This window comes from Nocardioides sp. (assembly GCF_024509035.1).
In the GTDB taxonomy this organism is placed as follows: domain Bacteria; phylum Actinomycetota; class Actinomycetes; order Propionibacteriales; family Nocardioidaceae; genus Nocardioides.
In genome coordinates, this window is sequence record NZ_JANINT010000437.1 from 1 (window position 1) to 17,563 (window position 17,563).

At 71.4% G+C, this 17,563-nt stretch carries 19 protein-coding genes; 12 read left to right on the forward strand and 7 right to left on the reverse strand.

Going from position 1 to position 17,563, the window contains the following annotated elements; all coding sequences use genetic code 11:
- From Q0L15_RS23525 to Q0L15_RS23535, 3 genes are all read right to left on the reverse strand, one after another.
- Nucleotides 1–133, reverse strand: a 133-nt coding sequence (locus Q0L15_RS23525; RefSeq protein WP_296607297.1) for a PIG-L family deacetylase, incomplete at its 3' end; no start/stop codon positions are given.
- Nucleotides 130–1,335, reverse strand: a complete 1,206-nt coding sequence (locus Q0L15_RS23530; protein ID WP_296607280.1) for a glycosyltransferase family 4 protein — start codon at nucleotides 1,333–1,335, stop codon at nucleotides 130–132. The genes Q0L15_RS23530 and Q0L15_RS23525, both read right to left, overlap by 4 nt.
- A complete protein-coding gene (locus Q0L15_RS23535) occupies nucleotides 1,281–2,345 on the reverse strand; it encodes a YbhN family protein (RefSeq protein ID WP_296607298.1) in 1,065 nt (354 codons plus the stop codon). The genes Q0L15_RS23530 and Q0L15_RS23535 overlap by 55 nt, the downstream gene beginning before the upstream one ends.
- A gap of 188 nt (nucleotides 2,346–2,533) precedes the next feature.
- On the opposite strand from Q0L15_RS23535, the gene Q0L15_RS23540 reads away from it, so the two are divergent.
- Together Q0L15_RS23540 and Q0L15_RS23545 are read left to right on the forward strand one after the other, a co-directional pair.
- On the forward strand, nucleotides 2,534–3,193 hold the full coding sequence (locus Q0L15_RS23540) for a response regulator transcription factor (RefSeq protein WP_296607281.1): 660 nt from the start codon (nucleotides 2,534–2,536) through the stop codon (nucleotides 3,191–3,193).
- A complete protein-coding gene (locus Q0L15_RS23545; RefSeq protein WP_296607282.1) occupies nucleotides 3,190–4,503 on the forward strand; it encodes a HAMP domain-containing sensor histidine kinase in 1,314 nt (437 codons plus the stop codon). Before Q0L15_RS23540 ends, Q0L15_RS23545 begins: the two co-directional genes overlap by 4 nt.
- A 22-nt stretch (nucleotides 4,504–4,525) precedes the next feature.
- Here Q0L15_RS23545 and Q0L15_RS23550 read toward each other — a convergent pair whose 3' ends face one another.
- Entirely contained in the window at nucleotides 4,526–5,275 is a 750-nt protein-coding gene (locus Q0L15_RS23550; RefSeq protein WP_296607283.1) for an ABC transporter permease, read from the reverse strand.
- Between the two features lie 48 nt (nucleotides 5,276–5,323).
- Nucleotides 5,324–6,118, reverse strand: a complete 795-nt coding sequence (locus Q0L15_RS23555; protein WP_296607284.1) for a hypothetical protein — start codon at nucleotides 6,116–6,118, stop codon at nucleotides 5,324–5,326.
- A gap of 215 nt (nucleotides 6,119–6,333) precedes the next feature.
- Here Q0L15_RS23555 and Q0L15_RS23560 point away from each other — a divergent pair, with 215 nt between their 5' ends.
- The 5 genes from Q0L15_RS23560 (at nucleotide 6,334) to Q0L15_RS23580 (ending at nucleotide 12,005) form a co-directional block, all read left to right on the forward strand.
- Nucleotides 6,334–7,620: an extracellular solute-binding protein gene (locus tag Q0L15_RS23560; RefSeq protein ID WP_296607285.1), complete on the forward strand. Its 1,287-nt coding sequence runs from the start codon at nucleotides 6,334–6,336 to the stop codon at nucleotides 7,618–7,620.
- A 96-nt stretch (nucleotides 7,621–7,716) separates the two neighbouring features.
- Nucleotides 7,717–8,703 (forward strand): carbohydrate ABC transporter permease, encoded by a 987-nt coding sequence (locus Q0L15_RS23565; protein ID WP_296607286.1) that lies wholly within the window; start codon nucleotides 7,717–7,719, stop codon nucleotides 8,701–8,703.
- Entirely contained in the window at nucleotides 8,700–9,530 is an 831-nt protein-coding gene (locus Q0L15_RS23570) for a carbohydrate ABC transporter permease (protein WP_296607287.1), read from the forward strand. Before Q0L15_RS23565 ends, Q0L15_RS23570 begins: the two co-directional genes overlap by 4 nt.
- Nucleotides 9,527–10,963, forward strand: a complete 1,437-nt coding sequence (locus Q0L15_RS23575) for a family 1 glycosylhydrolase (RefSeq protein ID WP_296607288.1) — start codon at nucleotides 9,527–9,529, stop codon at nucleotides 10,961–10,963. Before Q0L15_RS23570 ends, Q0L15_RS23575 begins: the two co-directional genes overlap by 4 nt.
- Before the next feature lie 10 nt (nucleotides 10,964–10,973).
- Nucleotides 10,974–12,005 carry a LacI family DNA-binding transcriptional regulator gene (locus Q0L15_RS23580; protein WP_296607289.1) on the forward strand — a complete coding sequence of 344 codons (1,032 nt, stop codon included), beginning with the start codon at nucleotides 10,974–10,976 and terminating at the stop codon, nucleotides 12,003–12,005.
- A gap of 25 nt (nucleotides 12,006–12,030) precedes the next feature.
- On the opposite strand, the gene Q0L15_RS23585 is transcribed toward Q0L15_RS23580, so the two are convergent.
- Nucleotides 12,031–12,219: a hypothetical protein gene (locus Q0L15_RS23585; RefSeq protein WP_296607290.1), complete on the reverse strand. Its 189-nt coding sequence runs from the start codon at nucleotides 12,217–12,219 to the stop codon at nucleotides 12,031–12,033.
- Between the two features lie 132 nt (nucleotides 12,220–12,351).
- Between Q0L15_RS23585 and Q0L15_RS23590 the strand changes: the two genes are divergently transcribed.
- From Q0L15_RS23590 to Q0L15_RS23600, 3 genes are all read left to right on the forward strand, one after another.
- Nucleotides 12,352–13,047: an NADPH-dependent F420 reductase gene (locus tag Q0L15_RS23590; RefSeq protein WP_296607291.1), complete on the forward strand. Its 696-nt coding sequence runs from the start codon at nucleotides 12,352–12,354 to the stop codon at nucleotides 13,045–13,047.
- 94 nt (nucleotides 13,048–13,141) lie between these two features.
- Complete coding sequence (thrS, locus tag Q0L15_RS23595; RefSeq protein WP_296607292.1) at nucleotides 13,142–15,142, forward strand: threonine--tRNA ligase; 2,001 nt, start codon at nucleotides 13,142–13,144, stop codon at nucleotides 15,140–15,142.
- 2 nt (nucleotides 15,143–15,144) lie between these two features.
- A complete protein-coding gene (locus Q0L15_RS23600) occupies nucleotides 15,145–16,104 on the forward strand; it encodes a hypothetical protein (protein WP_296607293.1) in 960 nt (319 codons plus the stop codon).
- Here Q0L15_RS23600 and Q0L15_RS23605 read toward each other — a convergent pair.
- Nucleotides 16,052–16,591, reverse strand: coding sequence for a GNAT family N-acetyltransferase (locus Q0L15_RS23605; protein ID WP_296607294.1), 540 nt, complete (start codon nucleotides 16,589–16,591; stop codon nucleotides 16,052–16,054). The two genes, Q0L15_RS23600 and Q0L15_RS23605, sit on opposite strands and share 53 nt — an antisense overlap.
- Before the next feature lie 23 nt (nucleotides 16,592–16,614).
- On the opposite strand from Q0L15_RS23605, the gene Q0L15_RS23610 reads away from it, so the two are divergent.
- Complete coding sequence (locus tag Q0L15_RS23610; RefSeq protein ID WP_296607295.1) at nucleotides 16,615–17,139, forward strand: HIT domain-containing protein; 525 nt, start codon at nucleotides 16,615–16,617, stop codon at nucleotides 17,137–17,139.
- A partial coding sequence (locus Q0L15_RS23615) for an inositol monophosphatase family protein (protein ID WP_296607296.1) occupies nucleotides 17,136–17,563 on the forward strand: 428 nt, incomplete at its 3' end. The genes Q0L15_RS23610 and Q0L15_RS23615, both read left to right, overlap by 4 nt.

The window sequence follows — 17,563 nt, forward strand, 5'->3', positions numbered from 1 at the left end:
CGGCGGTCGCCACCACGAGCACCACTCGGTGCCCGGCCGCGGCGGCCCGGGCCAGTGTGCCGCCTGTCAGCAGCGCCTCGTCATCGGGATGGGCGTGGAACGAGACGACCGTGAACCGCTCCGCGCCGGTCACGACGCGCCCACCGGCGCCAACCGCCGCAGGCGGGGCCGGCCGGCCGACATCGCCTCGGCGTACGCCGCGTCGCTGAGCTGCAGGGCCTGCGCCCAATCGTGCCGCGACGGCACGAGGGCGTTGTGCCGGGCGATGCGGGTGCGCAGCGACGTGTCGGTGAGCAGCCGGGTGACGTGCTGGGCGAGTGCCTGGTCGGTGGGACCGAGCAAGCCCTCGGTGCCGTGCCCGACGAACTCGACGACCCCACTGTGCGAGCTGGCCACCACCGGCAGGCCCATGGCCCGCGCCTCGAGGGCGGCGATACCGAACGACTCCAGCTCCGCGGGGGCCAGGAAGACCGAGGCCGTGGACAGCTCCTGGCGGACCACCGCCCGGTCCACCCGGCCGTGCAGCTCGACCCAGTCGGCCATGCGGTGGCGCCGCACGTACCTCTCGAGTGCGGGTCGCCGCGGGCCGTCGCCGATCACGACAGCCCGCATCGGCTGGTCGGTCGGCAGCCGCCGCCGCACGTCGCGGAGGATCGCGGCGAGCGGCAGCGTCCGCTTGGTGTGGGTCAAGCGCATGACGCTGACGACGGTGGGGGTCGCCGGTCGGGGGAGCGCCTGACCGTCCAGGTCGCGCGGGCGCCAGGAGGCGGTGTCGATCGCGTTGGGCAGCACATGCACCGGGACCCCGGGGCCGAGCATGGCTCGCAGGGGTGCGGCCGCGGGCTCGCTGACCGCCGACCAGGTCACCGGCCAGGACCCCAGCCGCAGCAGGGTGTGCGCGGCCGCGGGCAGCGGGCCCAGCCGCGACCACATCGAGTGCACCGTCACCAGGGTGGCGACGCCCGCGGTCGCGGCCCGGCGTGCCGCGATCGTCGCGAACGGGGAGAACACCGACACGTGGACGTGGACGACGTCGGGGGAGAGGTCGGCCAGCAGCTGCCGCAGGGCCGCGTCGGCGCGGGCCAGCCCGCCGACGGGTCCACTGGTGGCGTCGACGCGGTGGACCCAGGGGTCGTCACCGGCGCCGGCCAGGGGCGGCGTGGTGGTGACCAGGTGCGACTCGTGACCGGCCGCACGCTGGTGCTGCACCAGGTCGCGCAGGTGGATCTCGATCCCGCCCAGGCGCGGCAGGTAGCAGTCGCTGACGTGGAGGACGCGCATCACGAGCCCGGCTCCCGCGTCGCGCAGCGGCGTGGGAGCCGGTGCCGGTGCCACAGCCACATCGCCAACCCCGCCCCGCCGACCGGGATCTCCAACCCGTAGGTGAGGGCGCGGTAGAGCAGGACGCCCGCGACCACGGCCGTGGGGGAGCCGCCCAGGGCGAGCAGCGCTCCGGTCAGCCCCACCTCGACGATGCCGGCACCGCCCGGGGTCAGGCCGGCCAGCGTGAGCAGCCGTTCGACGGCGAACCCGGCCAGCACCGCTGCCGGCGTGAGCCCGGCGCCGGTGGCCTCGAGGCACGACCACATCAACGCGAACAGCAGGGCGGTGTAGAGCACCATCCCCAGACTCAGCCGCGGCCACCGGGTCCGGACCAGGCTGCTGCACCGGGCCTGGAGCGCGACGAGCGCCTGGCCCGGCCGAGCCTGGCACGAGGATCGCGTGAGCCGCAGGGCACGATCGGCCCCGCGGTCGAGGAGCCGGCCGGCGTACGCCGCGGTCGCGGGCCGAGCCAGCACGACGATCGTCAGGAGGCAGGCCGCGGCGAGCACGGCGGCCGCGAGGATCGCCGGGCCGAGGGCACCGCCCAGCGCCGTGCCCGTCGCGAGGGCCGCCACCGGGACGACCGCGAGGGGCAGTGCGAGCTTGACCAGGACGTCCCAGATGTTCGTGATCAGCGTGAATGCAGCGAACTCCTCGGCGGCGTAGCCCCACTGGCGGACCATCCGGTGGTTCAAGGCGATGCCGGCGGCCCCGCCGAGGGGCAGCACGTTCGCCACCGCGCTGCCGGTCAGGCTCAGGGTCAGCGCCCGCCGGTGCGTCAGGGTGGGCAGGGCCGCGGTCAGCGTGATCGTGTGCGACAGCAGGCCCAGCCCCCAGAGGACGACGAGGGCGACCAGCTCGATCGCGGGCACCGCTGAGACCACCGACCAGGTGCTGGCCCACGGGACGCCCGTGGCTCGCGGCAGCACCAGGGCCAGCAGGGCGATCGCCAGGCCGGCTCCGAGCGCCCAGCGGCCGCGGGCGGCGAGGCTGCTGGGGGGTCGCTCGAACGCTGTCGGCATCGTGCTCACGAGCACAGCGTCGGAGTCCCAGCCTGCACGGCACCTGACTGCGTGCCAGGTCGCGTGCAGGAAGGCGGCAGGTCCCCAGTGCCACCCTGGGGTGGGTGTCCCGGCGCGAGGACGGCGCGTTCAGGATGATGGCAGGTACGCCGGGCCAGGCTGTGAGCGCTCGAAGGGGAGGTGAACCGATGCTCATCGGAGTGTGCGAGGACGACCCGTCGATCCGCCGGTTGCTCGGAGAGGCACTGCGGTTCGCGGGGCACGAGACGCTCATGGCGCACGACGGGGGTGAGGCACTGCGCAGCTTCGGTGCCGACAGCGCGATCGACGTCATGGTCCTCGACATCGGGCTCCCGGACTCCGACGGTCGCGATGTCTGTCAGGCGCTGCGCTCGGCCGGCCAGAACGCGCCCGTCCTGTTCCTCACCGCCCTCGGGGCGACCCATGAGCGGCTGGCCGGCTTCGGCGCCGGCGGTGACGACTACGTCTCGAAGCCCTTCGAGCTCAAGGAGCTGATCGCCCGCCTCGAGGCTCTCGGACGGCGCGGGCGTCCGCCGCTGACGACGACCTCCGGTCTCGAGCTCGACCCCGCCCGGCACGCGGCCCGGACCAGCTCCGGCGAGGTGTTGCTGACGCCCACGGAGTTCCGGATGCTGGCCGCGATCACGTCGCGGCCCGACGAGGTCGTCCGCCGGCGTAGCGTGATCGCGGCAGCCTGGCCGGAAGGAGCCGTCGTGGCGGAGAACACCGTGGACTCCTTCATGCGCCGCATCCGGACCAAGCTGGAGGCCATCGAGTCGCCGGTGTCGATCGAGACCGTCCGCGGCGTCGGGTTCCGCCTCCGGTGATCCGGCCGCGCCCGCTGCGGTCCTTCCGGGGCCAGATCGTCATGCTGACGGCCGGCATCACCGCGGCCGCGATGATCCTGCTGACCGTCGTCGTGCAGCTCGTCCTCGCCCGGATCGCCGCCAACGACGTCGACCGGGTCCTCCAGGACCGTGCGGAGGCCGTGATCAGCTCCGCCTCGACCGACGCGGCCGGCGCGCTCGTCGTACCGGACGGACAGCTGGACGCCGGCGTGGCCGTCTACGACGATCGAGGCGGTCTGGTCGCGGGCGTGGCGCCGGACAGGCTGCGGGACCTCTACGCCGCTCTCAGCACGGCCAGGTCGACGGCCCTGCGCTCCTTCGGCGAGCACAGTCGTGTCCTGGCCGAGCCGTTCACGGCCGCCGACGGGGTCGTGGGGGTCGTCGTCGTGGTCGAGCGGCTCGAGCCCTACGAGGAGGCCGAGAGGCTGGCGCTGATCGTGTCGCTGCTGACCGGACTCCTGGCGACCGTCGCGGCGGCCGCCGTCGCCGCCTGGGCGACCCGGCGCGCGCTCGCCCCGGTCGCCGAGATGGCGGCGACCGCGACCGAGTGGAGCGAGCACGACCTCAGCCGGCGCTTCGACCTCGGCGAGCCCGAGAACGAGCTCAGCGCGCTGGCAGGCACGCTCGACCAGCTGTTGGAGAAGGTCGCCGCGGCGATCCGCTCCGAGCAGCGCCTGACCTCCGAGCTCGCGCACGAGCTCCGGACGCCGCTGACCACCGTCCAGGGCATGGCCGACCTGATCCTGATGCGCGACACGCTGCCCGCCGAGGCTCGCGCCGACCTGGAGGAGATCGTGGCGGCCGGACGGCGGATGGCGACGACGATCAGCACCCTGCTCGACCTGGCCCGCACCGAGACCCAGGTCCTCGCCGGCGCGCGCTGCTCGCTGCGCGACGTGCTGGGGGAGATCGGGAGCCAGCTCGCCGCCGACCGGGAGGCGCTCGTCGTCGACGTGCCCGACCTGCGTCTCGGGGTCCCTCACGACCTCGCGGTGCGGGCGATCAGTCCGGTGGTCGAGAACGCGATGCGGTTCTCCCGGACCGAGGTCCGGGTCGGCGCGACCGCCGCCGCAGGAACGGTCGAGGTCCAGATCGACGACGATGGCCCTGGCGTCGATCCCGACGACGCGGAGCGGATCTTCGAGCCCGGCACCACCTCCTCGCCGGGGTCGGGCGCCGGCCTGGGCCTGGCCATCGCCCGCCGGATCGCTCGCACCCTCGGCGGCGACGTGGTGGTCGCACCCGGCCCAGGAGTCACCAGGTTCGCGGTCCGACTGCCCCGCGGCTGACCTCGGAGCGGGTCAGGTCCGGCTAGGTCCGGGTCGCGACGAGGTACGGCGTGCGACCCGCGATCCGGGTGACCACGATGCTCGTCACGGTCATCGCGAGCGCGATGCCGGCCAGCACCACGAGCTGGAACTCGGCGGCGCCGGCTGGGCCCGCGCCGCCGAACAGCGCGCCGACGAACGCACCCGGGAGCGTGACCAGGCCGGTGGACTTGGTCTGGTCGAGCGTCGGGAGCAGGGACTCGCGCACCGACTCACGGCCGATCTCCTCGTGTGCCCGTGCCGGGCTGGCGCCGAGCGAGAGCCAGGCCTCGATCTCATCGCGTCGCGCGGTCGCGCTGCGCAGGAAGTTGCGCCCGGCCAGCGTCGCGGCACTCATGGCATTGCCGATCACGATGCCGGCGACCGCCACCAGGTAGCGCACCTCGAGGTCGACGAGCTGCAGCGCGAACACCATGGTCAGGGCGAGCGCGGCTCCGGCGAGGACGCCCAGCACGGCGGCACGCCTTCCGTGCCAGAGGAGCTCCAGACGCCGCACCGCGGTCCAGGAGGCTGTGGTCAGCATCAGCACCAGGAAGAGCGCCACCGTCCACGGCACGGCGAGGATGCCGCGCAGCAGCAGGGCGACGACGCTGAGCTGGACGACCGCGCGGGCCAGTGCCCAGAGCGGGAAGAGTCCCAGCCCCACACCGGCCCAGCGGGCGAGCCCGATGGTGACGCCCACCAGGGCGAGCAGTCCGAGCCCGAAGGTGAGGTAGTGCCCCAGGCCGTCCACCTCGACATTGTCCCTCCGGCCCCGGGCCTCCCGGGATCTCCCCGCAGATCAGGCCTCGACGGCGACTGCCCGCTCGGTCCGGTCCGTCTCGGTGACCGTCAGGTAGACGACGACGCCGAGGATCGTGCCGAGGAACAGCAGGCTCGTGCCGAACGTGCCGAGACCGAGACCGCCCTCGGACCGATCCGATGCGAGGTAGTCGCCGATGTTGGCGCCCAGCGGCCGGGTCAGGATGTAGGCCAGCCAGAACGACAGCACCGGGCCGGCACCCAGGCGCCAGGCCACCAGGACGGCGGCGATGAGGCCCAGCGGCAGCATGATCGAGGCACCCGGCGACCAGCCGGTCAGCTCGAGGGTCCAGTCGCCGGTCGCCGTACCGAGTGCGAACGTGACCAGCACCGTGAGCCAGTAGAACGCCTCACGAGGGATCGTGACGATCGAGTGGATCGACAGGGTCCGCTCCCGCGCGTACCAGATCCCGAACACCAGGGCGAGCAGGACGGAGAACACCGTGGTGCTGAGCCACAGTGGCACCCCGCGGGCGTCGGTCAGGTTGTCGGTCAGCAGGGTCCCCACGACGCTGATCAGCACGACCGTCAGCCAGTAGACCGAGGGCACGTAACGGTTGAGACGGAACTGGAGCACCATCGCGACGACGAGGGCGGCCGAGAACGCCAGGGTGGTGTTGGTCAGGCCGAAGCCGAGCGTCTCGTTGATGTAGTCGGCGAAGCTCTCGCCGACCGTGGTGCACAGGATCTTGATGATCCAGAAGTACACCGTCACCTCGGGAACCTTGTTGAGCATCAGCCGGCCGCGGGTGCGGACCTGGGAAGTCGTCGTCATGGGACCACCGTCGTCGAGCTTCCCTGCCATCCACCTGACCGGCGGTCGTGGCCGAGGTGAGGCATTGGAATGGAAGCGGTCTCACCGCGTTGGGCGGCAACTTTGGGACATTCGCACGCTCCCTCTTGACACGGCATGTGACGCCCCTCATAGTCCTGAGGCAACAGGAGTGGAAACGGTTCCACCCGGGTTCGATCGGTCAGGAGCGTCCAGTGATGCGCAAGCCCAACATCCGACGGGGGGCCGCGCTCGGCGCCGCGGTAGCCCTCGTCGCCGGTATGACCGCCGCCTGCGGCGACAGTGAGTCCGGCGGCAGTGAGTCCAAGCTCGGTCAGGACGACGTCCTCACCATCACCACGTTCAGCGACTTCGGCTACGACAAGCTGATCGACCAGTGGAACGCCGACCCCGACCGGCCGTTCACCGTCAAGCACACCAAGGTCGCCGACTGGGACCCCTGGAAGAAGACGCTCACCCAGGAGCTGCAGGCCGGCCACGGCCTCACCGACATCGTCGCGGTCGAGGGCGACGCGATGCCGCAGTTCGTCTCGGAGGGCGCCTCCGACCAGTTCGTCGATCTCTCCGACTCCTCCCTCGACGATCGCTGGGTCGAGTACGCCTACAAGGCCGCGCAGACCGCCGACGGCAAGCAGATCGGCTATCCGACCGACGTCGGCCCGGAGGCGTTCTGCTACCGCGCCGACCTGTTCAAGAAGGCCGGGCTGCCCAGCGACCGCGAGGCGGTCAAGCCGATCTTCGCGACCTGGGACTCCTACTTCGAGGCCGGCAAGAAGCTCGTCGCCGCGCTGCCTGACACCAAGTGGTACGACTCCAGCGGCTCGATCGCGCAGGCGATGCTCAACCAGACGGAGTTCCCCTTCCAGACCGAGGACAACGAGGTGAACATCGACAACCCCGAGATCCAGAACGTCTGGGACGCCGTCACCCAGTACTCCTCGACCCTCTCGCCGCGCGTCGTGCAGTGGAAGGAGGACTGGACCAACAACTTCACCAACGACGGCTTCGCCACCATGCCGTGCCCGGGCTGGATGTTCTCCAACGTCAAGTCCTCCGCCCCGGACGTGAAGGGCTGGGACATCGTCGACGCCTTCCCGGGCGGCGGCGGCAACTGGGGCGGCTCCTTCCTCGCCGTGCCCACGCAGTCCGAGCACCCCGACGAGGCCAAGCAGTTCGCCGCCTGGCTGACCGACAAGGACCAGGAGCTCGCGGTCTTCGAGGCCGCCGGCAACTACCCGGCCAACGTCGCCGCCGAGGAGGCGCTCGCCGCGGAGAACACCACCGACCCCTACTTCAACGACGCACCGACCGCGGCGATCCTCGCCTCGCGCGCTGCCGCCGTGGAGCCCGGCCACCCGTACAAGGGTGACAAGTACTCCGACATCCTCGGTCTCTTCCAGACCGCCATCCAGCGCGTCGACGAGGGCAGCTCGCCCGACGACTCGTGGAAGACGTTCACCCAGGCCGTCGAGAGCCTGTCCTGACCACATGTCCGGGTCCGCACCCACGCCCCCGGTCGGGAGTCCGCGTGACTCCCGGCCGGGGGCACCCGGACCCCGGCGCTCACGAGGAGGTACGACGTGACGACCGTCCAGGCCACCCGCAGCGGTGACGCCGGGGCTCCGGCGGATCCAGCGCCGCCGCGGCTGACGCGCCGGCAGCGCCTGTCCCACTGGGACTACCGCTTCGCGCCGTACCTCTACGTGCTGCCGTTCTTCGCCCTCTTCGTGCTCGTCGGGATCTACCCGATGGTCTACTCGGGCTACCTCTCGTTCTTCTCCTGGCCGCGGTTCGGCCCGCACCACGGCGACAGCGTGGGGTTCGCCAACTACGCGCACGTGCTCCAGGACCCCGTGTTCCGCAAGGCGTTCTGGAACACGATCGGCATCTTCCTGCTCTCGTCGGTGCCGCAGGTCGTGACCGCCACGATCATCGCCGCGATGCTCGACACGCGGCTGCGCGGTCGCACCTGGTGGCGGATGAGCGTCCTGCTGCCCTTCGTCGTCGCGCCGGCGGCGACGGCGCTGATCTTCGGCAGCCTGTTCGCCGACAAGACCGGCCTCGTCAACGAGATCATCCACGCCGTCGGGCTGCCCAAGATCGGCTGGCACTCCAACCGGTTCGCCAGCTGGAGCGCGATCGCGACGATGGTCAACTACCGCTGGACCGGCTACAACACGCTGATCATCCTCGCCGCGATGCAGGCGGTCTCCCGCGAGTACTACGAGGCGGCCGCCATCGACGGCGCGAGCAGGGTGCAGCAGTTCTTCCACATCACGTTGCCCTCGATCAGCCCGACGATGCTCTTCGTCATCATCACCTCGACGATCGGTGGCCTGCAGATCTTCACCGAGCCTCGGCTCTTCGACACCAACCTGCAGTTCCAGGGCGGGGCGGACTACCAGTACCAGACGCTGACGATGTATGTGTTCAACACCTCCAACAGCAGCACCGATCCCTACCCACGAGCGGCCGCGGCGACCTGGATCATCGTGCTGATCATCATCACGATCGCGCTGGTCAACTTCGGCCTCACCCGCCTGGTCCAGAGGAGGTCGGAGCGATGAACCGACGCCCAGGATTCCTCGTCTACGGCCTGCTCTCGGCGTTCGTGCTGGGCTCGGCCTTCCCGCTCTACTGGTCGTTCGTGATCGGATCGGTCACCAAGGAGCGCGCGATCCACAGCCCGCCGCCGCTCTACCCGGGCGGCCACTTCCTCGAGAACGCGCGGCGCGTCTTCGACCAGATCGACTTCTGGTCCGCGCTCGCCAACTCGATCATCATCTCCAGCGTCTCGGCGGCGTCGGTGGTGTTCTTCTCCACGCTGGCGGGCTACGCGTTCGCCAAGCTCAAGTTCAAGGGCCGCAACGCCGGCATGGCCTTCGTCATCGCCACGATGGCGGTGCCGACCCAGCTCGCGCTGATGCCGCTGCTCAAGGAGTTCAGCAACCTCGGTCTCGCCGGCACCCGCACCGCCGTCGTGCTGCCCTGGTTGGTCACGGCGTTCGGCGTCTTCTTCATGCGCCAGTACCTCGTCGACGCGATCCCCGACGAGCTGATCGAGGCGGCCCGCGTCGACGGATGCTCCCAGATCCGCACGTTCTGGACCGTGGCGGTGCCCGCAGCGCGTCCGGCCATGGCGATCCTCGCGCTGTTCACGTTCATGCACACCTGGACCGACTTCATGTGGCCGCTGCTGATCCTGCAGGGATCCGACGTGCAGACCCTGCAGACCGCGCTCGACCAGCTCAAGATCGCGCCCGCAGGTGGGATCTCCGACATCGCGCTGCTCCAGGCGGGGACGCTGCTGGCCACGGTCCCGCTCCTCATCCTGTTCATCGCGACCGGTCGCCAGCTGGTGGCCGGCATCATGCAAGGAGCCGTCAAGGGATGACGACCCGAGAGTTCCCCCCGGGCTTCCTCTGGGGCGCCGCAGCCGCGGCCTACCAGATCGAGGGCGCCGTCGACGTCGACGGCCGCAGGCCCTCGATCTGGGACACGTTCGTCCGCCTGCCCGGCGCGATCGTGAACGGCGACGACGCCGACGTGGCCTGCGACCACTACCACCGGATGCCGCAGGACGTCGCACTGATGCGACAGCTCAACCTCGCGTCGTACCGGTTCTCGACGGCCTGGCCGCGGATCTGCCCCGACGGCGGCCCGGTCAACCAGGCGGGGCTCGACTTCTACCGGCGCCTCGTCGACGAGCTGCTCACCGCCGGGATCACCCCGTGGCTGACGCTCTACCACTGGGACCTCCCTCAGGCCCTCGAGGACGCGGGCGGGTGGACCAACCGCGACACGGCCTACCGGTTCGCCGACTACGCCGTGACCGTGTACGACGCCCTCGGCGACCGGGTCGACAGCTGGACGACCCACAACGAGCCCTGGTGCTCGTCGTTCATGGGCTACACCAGCGGCGGACACGCCCCCGGACGCCAGGAGGGCGTGGCCGGCATCGTCGCCGCCCACCACCTGCTGCTCGGGCACGGGCTGTTCGTCGACGAGTTCCGGCGCCGCGGCGGCACTCAAGGGGACGGCAAGGCGGTCGGCATCACCCTCAACCCGACCGTGGCCGACCCGTTCGACCCGACCCGGGCCGCCGACGTCGACGCCGCGCGCCGGCTCGACGGGCTGCACAACCGGGTCTTCCTCGACCCGCTGTTCCGGGGCCGGTACGCCGAGGACCTGGCCCTCGACACCGACGGCATGCTCTTCGAGGGCCGGCCGTGGCAGGACGCGGTCCGCGACGGCGACCTCGAGCTGATCAGCGCGCCGCTGGACTTCCTGGGCGTGAACTTCTACCACGGCGACGTCCCCGCGGCGCTGCCCTACGACGCCGAGCCGGGGGAGCTGCTCGGCAGCCGCATCGAGCACGCCACCCGGCCCCGGCAGTCGCCCTACCCGGGCGGCGGGTTCGTCTTCCCGCGCACCGGCCGGCCGACCACCGACCGCGACTGGGAGATCGACCCCGACGCACTCACCCGGCTGCTCATCCGGCTCCGCGACGACTACGGCGTACCCCCGATCTACATCACGGAGAACGGCGCGATGGCCGACGACGTGGTCGAGGACGGCGCCATCCACGACACCGCCCGCCGCGACTACATCGAGCAGCACCTGCACGCCGTGCTCGACGCCATGGACAAGGGGGTGGACGTCCGCGGCTACTTCGTGTGGTCGCTCATGGACAACTTCGAGTGGAGCTACGGGTACGCGCACCGATTCGGCATCGTCCACGTCGACTACGACACCCAGGTGCGCACGCCCAAGGACAGCGCTCGGTGGTACGCCGAAATGGCAGTCCGCAACGCGCTGTGCCAGTAGCGTGCTCCGGATGGCTGAGAACGGGCAGGCGCCGACCCTCGACGAGGTGGCCAGGCTGGCGGGCGTCAGCAAGGCGACGGCCTCGCGCGCGATCAACGGCCGTTCCAAGGTCAGCGCCAAGGCCCAGGCCGCCGTCGACGACGCCGTGCGCAGCCTCGGCTACACGCCCAACGCCGCGGCGCGTTCGCTGGTCACCCGGCGCACCGGATCGGTCGCCCTGATCGTCCCCGAGTCCGACGAGCGGATCTTCGCCGACCCCTTCTTCGCCCGGATGCTCCACCTGGTCGCTCGGGCCCTGCGCGAGCGCGACCTCCAGCTGGTGTTGCTGATCGCCCAGCCCGGGGACGACGAGGACCGCCTGCTGCACTACCTGCGCGGCCGGTACGTCGACGGCGCGATCGTCGTCTCGCACCACCGCGACGACCGGCTGGCCGAGCACCTCTCCGACCTCGGGCTGCCCTGCGTGTTCATCGGGCGCCCCTGGATCGGCGCCGAGCGCGTCTCGTACGTCGACAGCGACAACCTCGACGCCGCCGCCCAGGCGGTGCGGGCCCTGGTCGCGGCGGGCCGGCGCCGGATCGCCACGATCGCCGGTCCGAGCGACATGCGCGCAGGCCACGACCGCCTCGAGGGCTGGCGCCGCGAGCTGACGAAGGTGGGCCTGGATGCCGACCTGGTCGCCTACGGGGACTTCACCGAGGACAGCGGTGCCGAGGCCTGCGCCGCGCTGCTCGACCGGGCCGAAGGGGACGGCGGCACGCTCGACGGCATCTTCGCCGCCTCCGACCTGATGGCGCAGGGTGCGATGCGCGAGCTCGCCTCGCGGGGGCTGCGCGTCCCCGAGGACGTCGCGATCGTCGGCTACGACGACCTGGGGGTCGCCGAGCGCACCCACCCGCCGCTCACCACGCTGCACAACCCCATCGGCCAGATGGTGACTGAGGCGGTGCGGCTGCTGACGGAGTCCGTCGACGAGGGCGGCAAGGGGTCCCCGCGCCGGGTGATCTTCGTGCCCGAGCTGGTCGTCCGCGGGTCGGTGTGACCTCGACCGGTCGGACCTGCCGAGGTCAGAGGCCGCTGCGTGCCAACGTGCTCCCGGTGGAGCGCTTGCCCTGGCGCTGGGGGAGGTGGTTGCCGAAGCTGTCGCCCGAGCAGAGGTCGTAGCTGTCGCCGAGGGCCGGGGCCACCCAGCCCACCTGCGGCACGTCGACGATCTCGTGACCGCAGTTGGAGCAGATCTCCCGAGGACCGTTCACGGTTCCGCGTCGTCCGAATGCCTTCACGTCTTCATCGTCTCCTTCCCACTTCTGTTCCGTAGAGCCAAAAGTTGGTATGGAATCAGGCATTAGTCCCGGAATCCCCGAGCCGCTCCCGGTGTTCCCCACGGCATGACCACCATCGGACTCATCGGCAGTGGAAATATCGGCAGCGCTCTGGCCCACCTGACGGTTGCGGCCGGGCACGATGTCGTGCTCAGCAACCGGCGCGGCCCCGACAGCCTCGCCGCGCTCGTCGCCGAGCTCGGACCTCGGGCCCGGGCGGCGACACCTCAGGAGGCGGCCGAGGCCGGCGACCTCGTGGTCGTCACGATCCCGCTCGCGGCGTACCGCTCGGTGCCGGTCGACCCGCTGCGCGGCAAGGTCGTGATCGACACCAACAACTACTACCCCCAGCGCGACGGCCAGATCGCCGAGCTCGACGACGAGTCGACCACCACCGCCGAGCTCCTCCAGGCGCACCTCCCGGAGTCGAAGGTCGTGAAGGCCTTCAACAACATCTTCGCCGGCTTCCTCCCGGTCCTGGCCCGACCGACGGGTGACCCGGAGCGCAGCGTCCTCGCCATCGCCGGCGACGACGCCGAGGCGAAGGCCGTGGTGGCGCGCTACCTCGACGAGGTCGGCTACGACGCCTACGACGTCGGTGCGCTGGCCGAGGGCTGGCGCTACCAGCGCGACGAGCCGGCGTACGCCGAGCTCTACAGCGCCGACCCGCACGGCACCTGGCCGCCGCAGCAGCCGCGTCGCGTCGACGAGGCGTTCCTCGTCGAGCAGCTCGGCAAGGCCAAGCGCTACCGCGACATGTGACCCCCGCGAGCCGGCAGGCGGAAACCGAAGGGCGGCCGCGACGGACCCACCGATACGATCGGTGGGTCCGTTTCGCTGATCCGAAGGAGCCACCGTGTCCGATCTGCAGATCGTCCTCGCCCACGCCGATGCGCGTGAGGAGCGGACGGTCACGACGGGCACCAAGGCCTGGGAGCTGTACGCCGACGACGCCACCGTGATCGCGGCCCGCGTCAACGGCGCGCTCAAGGACCTGGCCTACGAGCTCGCCTCCGGCGACGAGGTCGAGCCCGTGGCCATCGACAGCTCCGACGGCCGCGACATCCTGCGGCACTCGACCGCGCACGTCATGGCCCAGGCCGTCCAGCAGCTCTTCCCGGAGGCCAAGCTCGGCATCGGCCCGCCGGTCGAGAACGGCTTCTACTACGACTTCGACGTCGAGACCCCGTTCGTCCCCGAGGACCTCGACAAGATCGAGACCGCGATGCGCAAGATCATCAAGGAGGGACAGCGGTTCTCGCGCCGCGTGACCAGCGACGCCGACGCGATCGACGAGCTGCAGGACGAGCCCTACAAGATCGAGCTGATCGGGCTCAAGGGCGCCGGGGCCTCGACGGGCTCGACCACCGAGGCGGTCGAGGGAGCGAGCGTCGAGGTCGGCGCCGGCGAGCTGACGATCTACGACAACATCCGCCGCAACGGCGAGGTCGCCTGGAGCGACCTGTGCCGCGGCCCGCACCTGCCGACCACCAAGCGGATCCCGGCGTTCAAGCTGATGCGCACCGCGGCGGCGTACTGGCGCGGCGACGAGAAGAACAAGCAGCTCCAGCGCATCTACGGCACCGCCTGGGAGTCCAAGGAGGCCCTCGAGGCCCACCTGCACCGCCTCGAGGAGGCCGAGCGCCGCGACCACCGCAAGCTGGGGCGCGACCTCGACCTGTTCAGCTTCCCCGACGAGATCGGCTCGGGCCTCGCGGTCTTCCACCCCAAGGGCGGGGTGATCAAGCGGGTGATGGAGGACTACGTCCGCCAGCGCCACATCGAGGAGGGCTTCCAGTACGTCGGCACGCCCCACATCAGCAAGGAGGGGCTGTTCCACACCTCCGGGCACCTGCCGTACTACGCCGACACGATGTTCCCGCCGATGGAGTTCGAGGGCGCGAACTACTACCTCAAGGCGATGAACTGCCCGATGCACAACCTGATCTTCAGGTCGCGCGGGCGGTCCTACCGTGAGCTGCCGCTGCGGCTGTTCGAGTTCGGCTCGGTCTACCGCTACGAGAAGTCCGGCGTCGTCCACGGCCTGACCCGCGTGCGCGGGCTGACCCAGGACGACTCGCACTCCTACGTCACCCCGGAGCAGGCGCCCGCCGAGATCAAGCACCTGCTCGACTTCGTGCTCGGGCTGCTGCGCGACTTCGGCATCGACGACTTCTACCTCGAGCTCTCGACCCGCGACGACTCCAAGCCCGACAAGTTCGTGGGCTCCGACGAGGACTGGGCGACCGCGACCAAGGTCCTCGAGGATGTCGCGGTCGCGTCCGGCCTCGAGCTGGTCGCCGACCCCGGCGGCGCCGCGTTCTACGGCCCGAAGATCTCCGTGCAGGCCCGCGACGCCATCGGCCGCACCTGGCAGATGTCGACGATCCAGTACGACTTCAACCAGCCCAAGGGCTTCGGCCTGGAGTTCCAGGCCGCCGACGGCACCCGCCAGCAGCCGGTGATGATCCACTCGGCCAAGTTCGGCTCGCTCGAGCGGTTCTTCGGGGTGCTCGTGGAGCACTACGCCGGCGCCTTCCCTCCGTGGCTCGCCCCGGTCCAGGTCCAGGCGATCCCGATCGCCGAGCGCCACAACGACTACCTCTACGAGGTGGCGCAGCGGATGCAGCGCCAGGGGCTGCGGGTCGAGGTCGACGACTCCGACGACCGGATGCAGAAGAAGATCCGCAACGCCCAGCTGCAGAAGGTGCCGTTCATGATGATCGCCGGCGACGACGACATCGCGGCCGGTGCGGTCTCCTTCCGATACCGCGACGGGCGCCAGGACAACGGCGTCCCGCTCGACGAGGCGATCCAGCGGGTCGCCGACGCGGTCGCGAGCCGCGAGCAGGTCTGAGCTTGCTGCGCGCGACGGCGGCCACGCTGACCGGCGTGGTCGCCGTCGCGAGCCTGGTCGCCGGCTGCTCCTCCTCGGAGGCCCCGACCGCAACGCCGTCCGTCTCTGCGAAGCCGCGCCCGACGTCGGTCGTGCAGCCCACGCAGGACCCTGCGTCCGCCCGGCTCGCGGCGCTGGCACGGCTCGCCGAGCAGGCCGCGGCCGAGCTCCCGCGAGCGCGGGTCGCGCCGTCGCAGAGCGGGGAGGTGACCGGTGGCGACATCAGCTGGCCGCAGTGCCCGAAGGGGCTCGGCATCCCTGAGCGCCGCACGCTCGGCCTGCCGATGCCGACCGCGGCGGCGGAGTACGTCGTCCTCGGCCTCACCAACGGGCCCGGGTTCAGCGCCAACCCGTGCCTGGACGACCAGGTCCGGTGGGTGCGCGAGCGGCGACTGATGGCCGCGGCGTACGCCGTCGCGAGCTACCCCTCCGACGACGCGGTCGCCGAGCATGCCGCGGCGGGGCCCTACGACGGGTCGACCCGCCTGGGTGCACTGGCGAACACCGGCTACCAGCAGGCGCTCGCCAACGTGGTCACGATGCGGCACGCGGGCCTCGCCTCACCACTCGTGTGGGTCGACGTCGAGCCGGTGCCCGACTTCGAGTGGAGCAGCGACCGCGAGGCGAACGCGGCCGTCGTGGAGGGTGTGGTGCGCGGCTACCGCGACGCCGGCTACGGCGTCGGCGTCTACTCGACGCCCGCGCTGTGGGCCGGGGTGGTCGGCGGTCTCGCGCTGGGGCTTCCGGAGTGGCGCGCGGCCGGCCAGACCTCGCGCGCCGAGGCCCGCGAGCGGTGCGGCTCGGACTGGTCGATCCAGGGCGGCGACGCGGTCCTCGCGCAGTGGGTCGAGGGCAACCGCGACCTGGACCTCACGTGCCCGGGGACGTCGGCGCGGATGGGTCGTTGGTTCCAGCAGTACTAGTCCGATCTGCGAGCGACTTGACATAGCGCCGGCACGGCGAGACGTAGGTCGTGCCGCCGGCGGTGACTTCGTACGGCAGGTCACCGTCATCGCGCCAGCCGTGCTTCTCGTAGAACCGGCGCGCTCGGGCGTTGCCGACCACCACGGCGAGCCAGGCCTCGGCGTACCCGGCCGCGGCGACCCGACGCTCGCCCTCCGCCAGCAGGGGAGCGGCGATCCCGGAACCGTGGTGCACGGGGTCGACGAAGACCTGCTCGACCTCGTCGCCCGCGACCATGACGAAGCCGACCACGCGCCCGTCGACCTCCGCGACGGTGGTGTCGTCGACGCGAGCGGGCGTGCGGGCGTGGAAGGCCTCGAGCGTGCGGGCCGCCGTGAGGCCGTCCGGCACGTGACCGGCGTGGGCGACGTGCCAGGACTCGTGCCAGATGTCGGCCACCCGGGCCATGTCGCCGGCACGGGCCGGACGCAGCGTCGGTGTGCTCACGGCCTCACCCTAGGGTGGTCGGCATGACGGATCCTGCCGGCCACGCGCGCGACGGGTTCGAGGGCTTCGACCGGCTCTGGACACCGCACCGGATGGCGTACATCGCACCCAGCGCGCCGATCGCCGACGAGGGGTGCCCGTTCTGCGCGATGGAGCACCTCGCCCCCGAGGAGAGCCTGGTCGTCCACCGCGGGGACACCTGCTTCGTCGTGCTCAACCTGCACCCCTACAACCCCGGCCACCTGATGGTGCTGCCGCACCGGCACGTCGCCGAGCTCGAGGACCTCACGCCGGAGGAGACGACCGAGCTGATGACGACGACCCAGCGGGCGGTGCGCGTGCTGCGCGAGGTGAGCGGACCGCACGCGTTCAACATCGGTCTCAACCTCGGGGGCATCGCCGGCGGCTCGCTCTCGCAGCACCTGCACCAGCACGTGGTCCCGCGGTGGTCGGGCGACGCCAACTTCATCACCGTGCTCGGTGGCACCAAGACGCTGCCCCAGCTGCTCTCCGACACCCGTGCCCTGCTCGCCGAGGCGTGGGCGTGACCCTCACCGACGACGCGGCCCTCGCCGCTCGGCTGGTGCGTGACGCCGGCACCCTCGCCGCGCGCATGCGCGCCGACGGGGTCGAGACCGCCACGAAGTCCTCGATCTCCGACGTCGTGACCGCCGCCGACCACGCCGCCGAACGGCTCGTCGTCGACGGCCTGTCCCTCGAGCGCCCCGAGGACGGTGTGCTGGGGGAGGAGGGAGCCGCTCGGCAGGGCACCAGCGGCCGGACCTGGGTCATCGACCCGGTCGACGGCACCTACAACTTCGTGGCGGGCCTCGACTGGTGGTGCTCGGCGATCGCCCTCACCGACGGTGATCGGCTGGTGCTGGGTGCGGTCCACCACCCCGCGACCGGGAGGACGTTCGTCGGCGGCCCCGACCTGCCCACGACGGTGGACGGGACCCCGCTCCAGCCGCT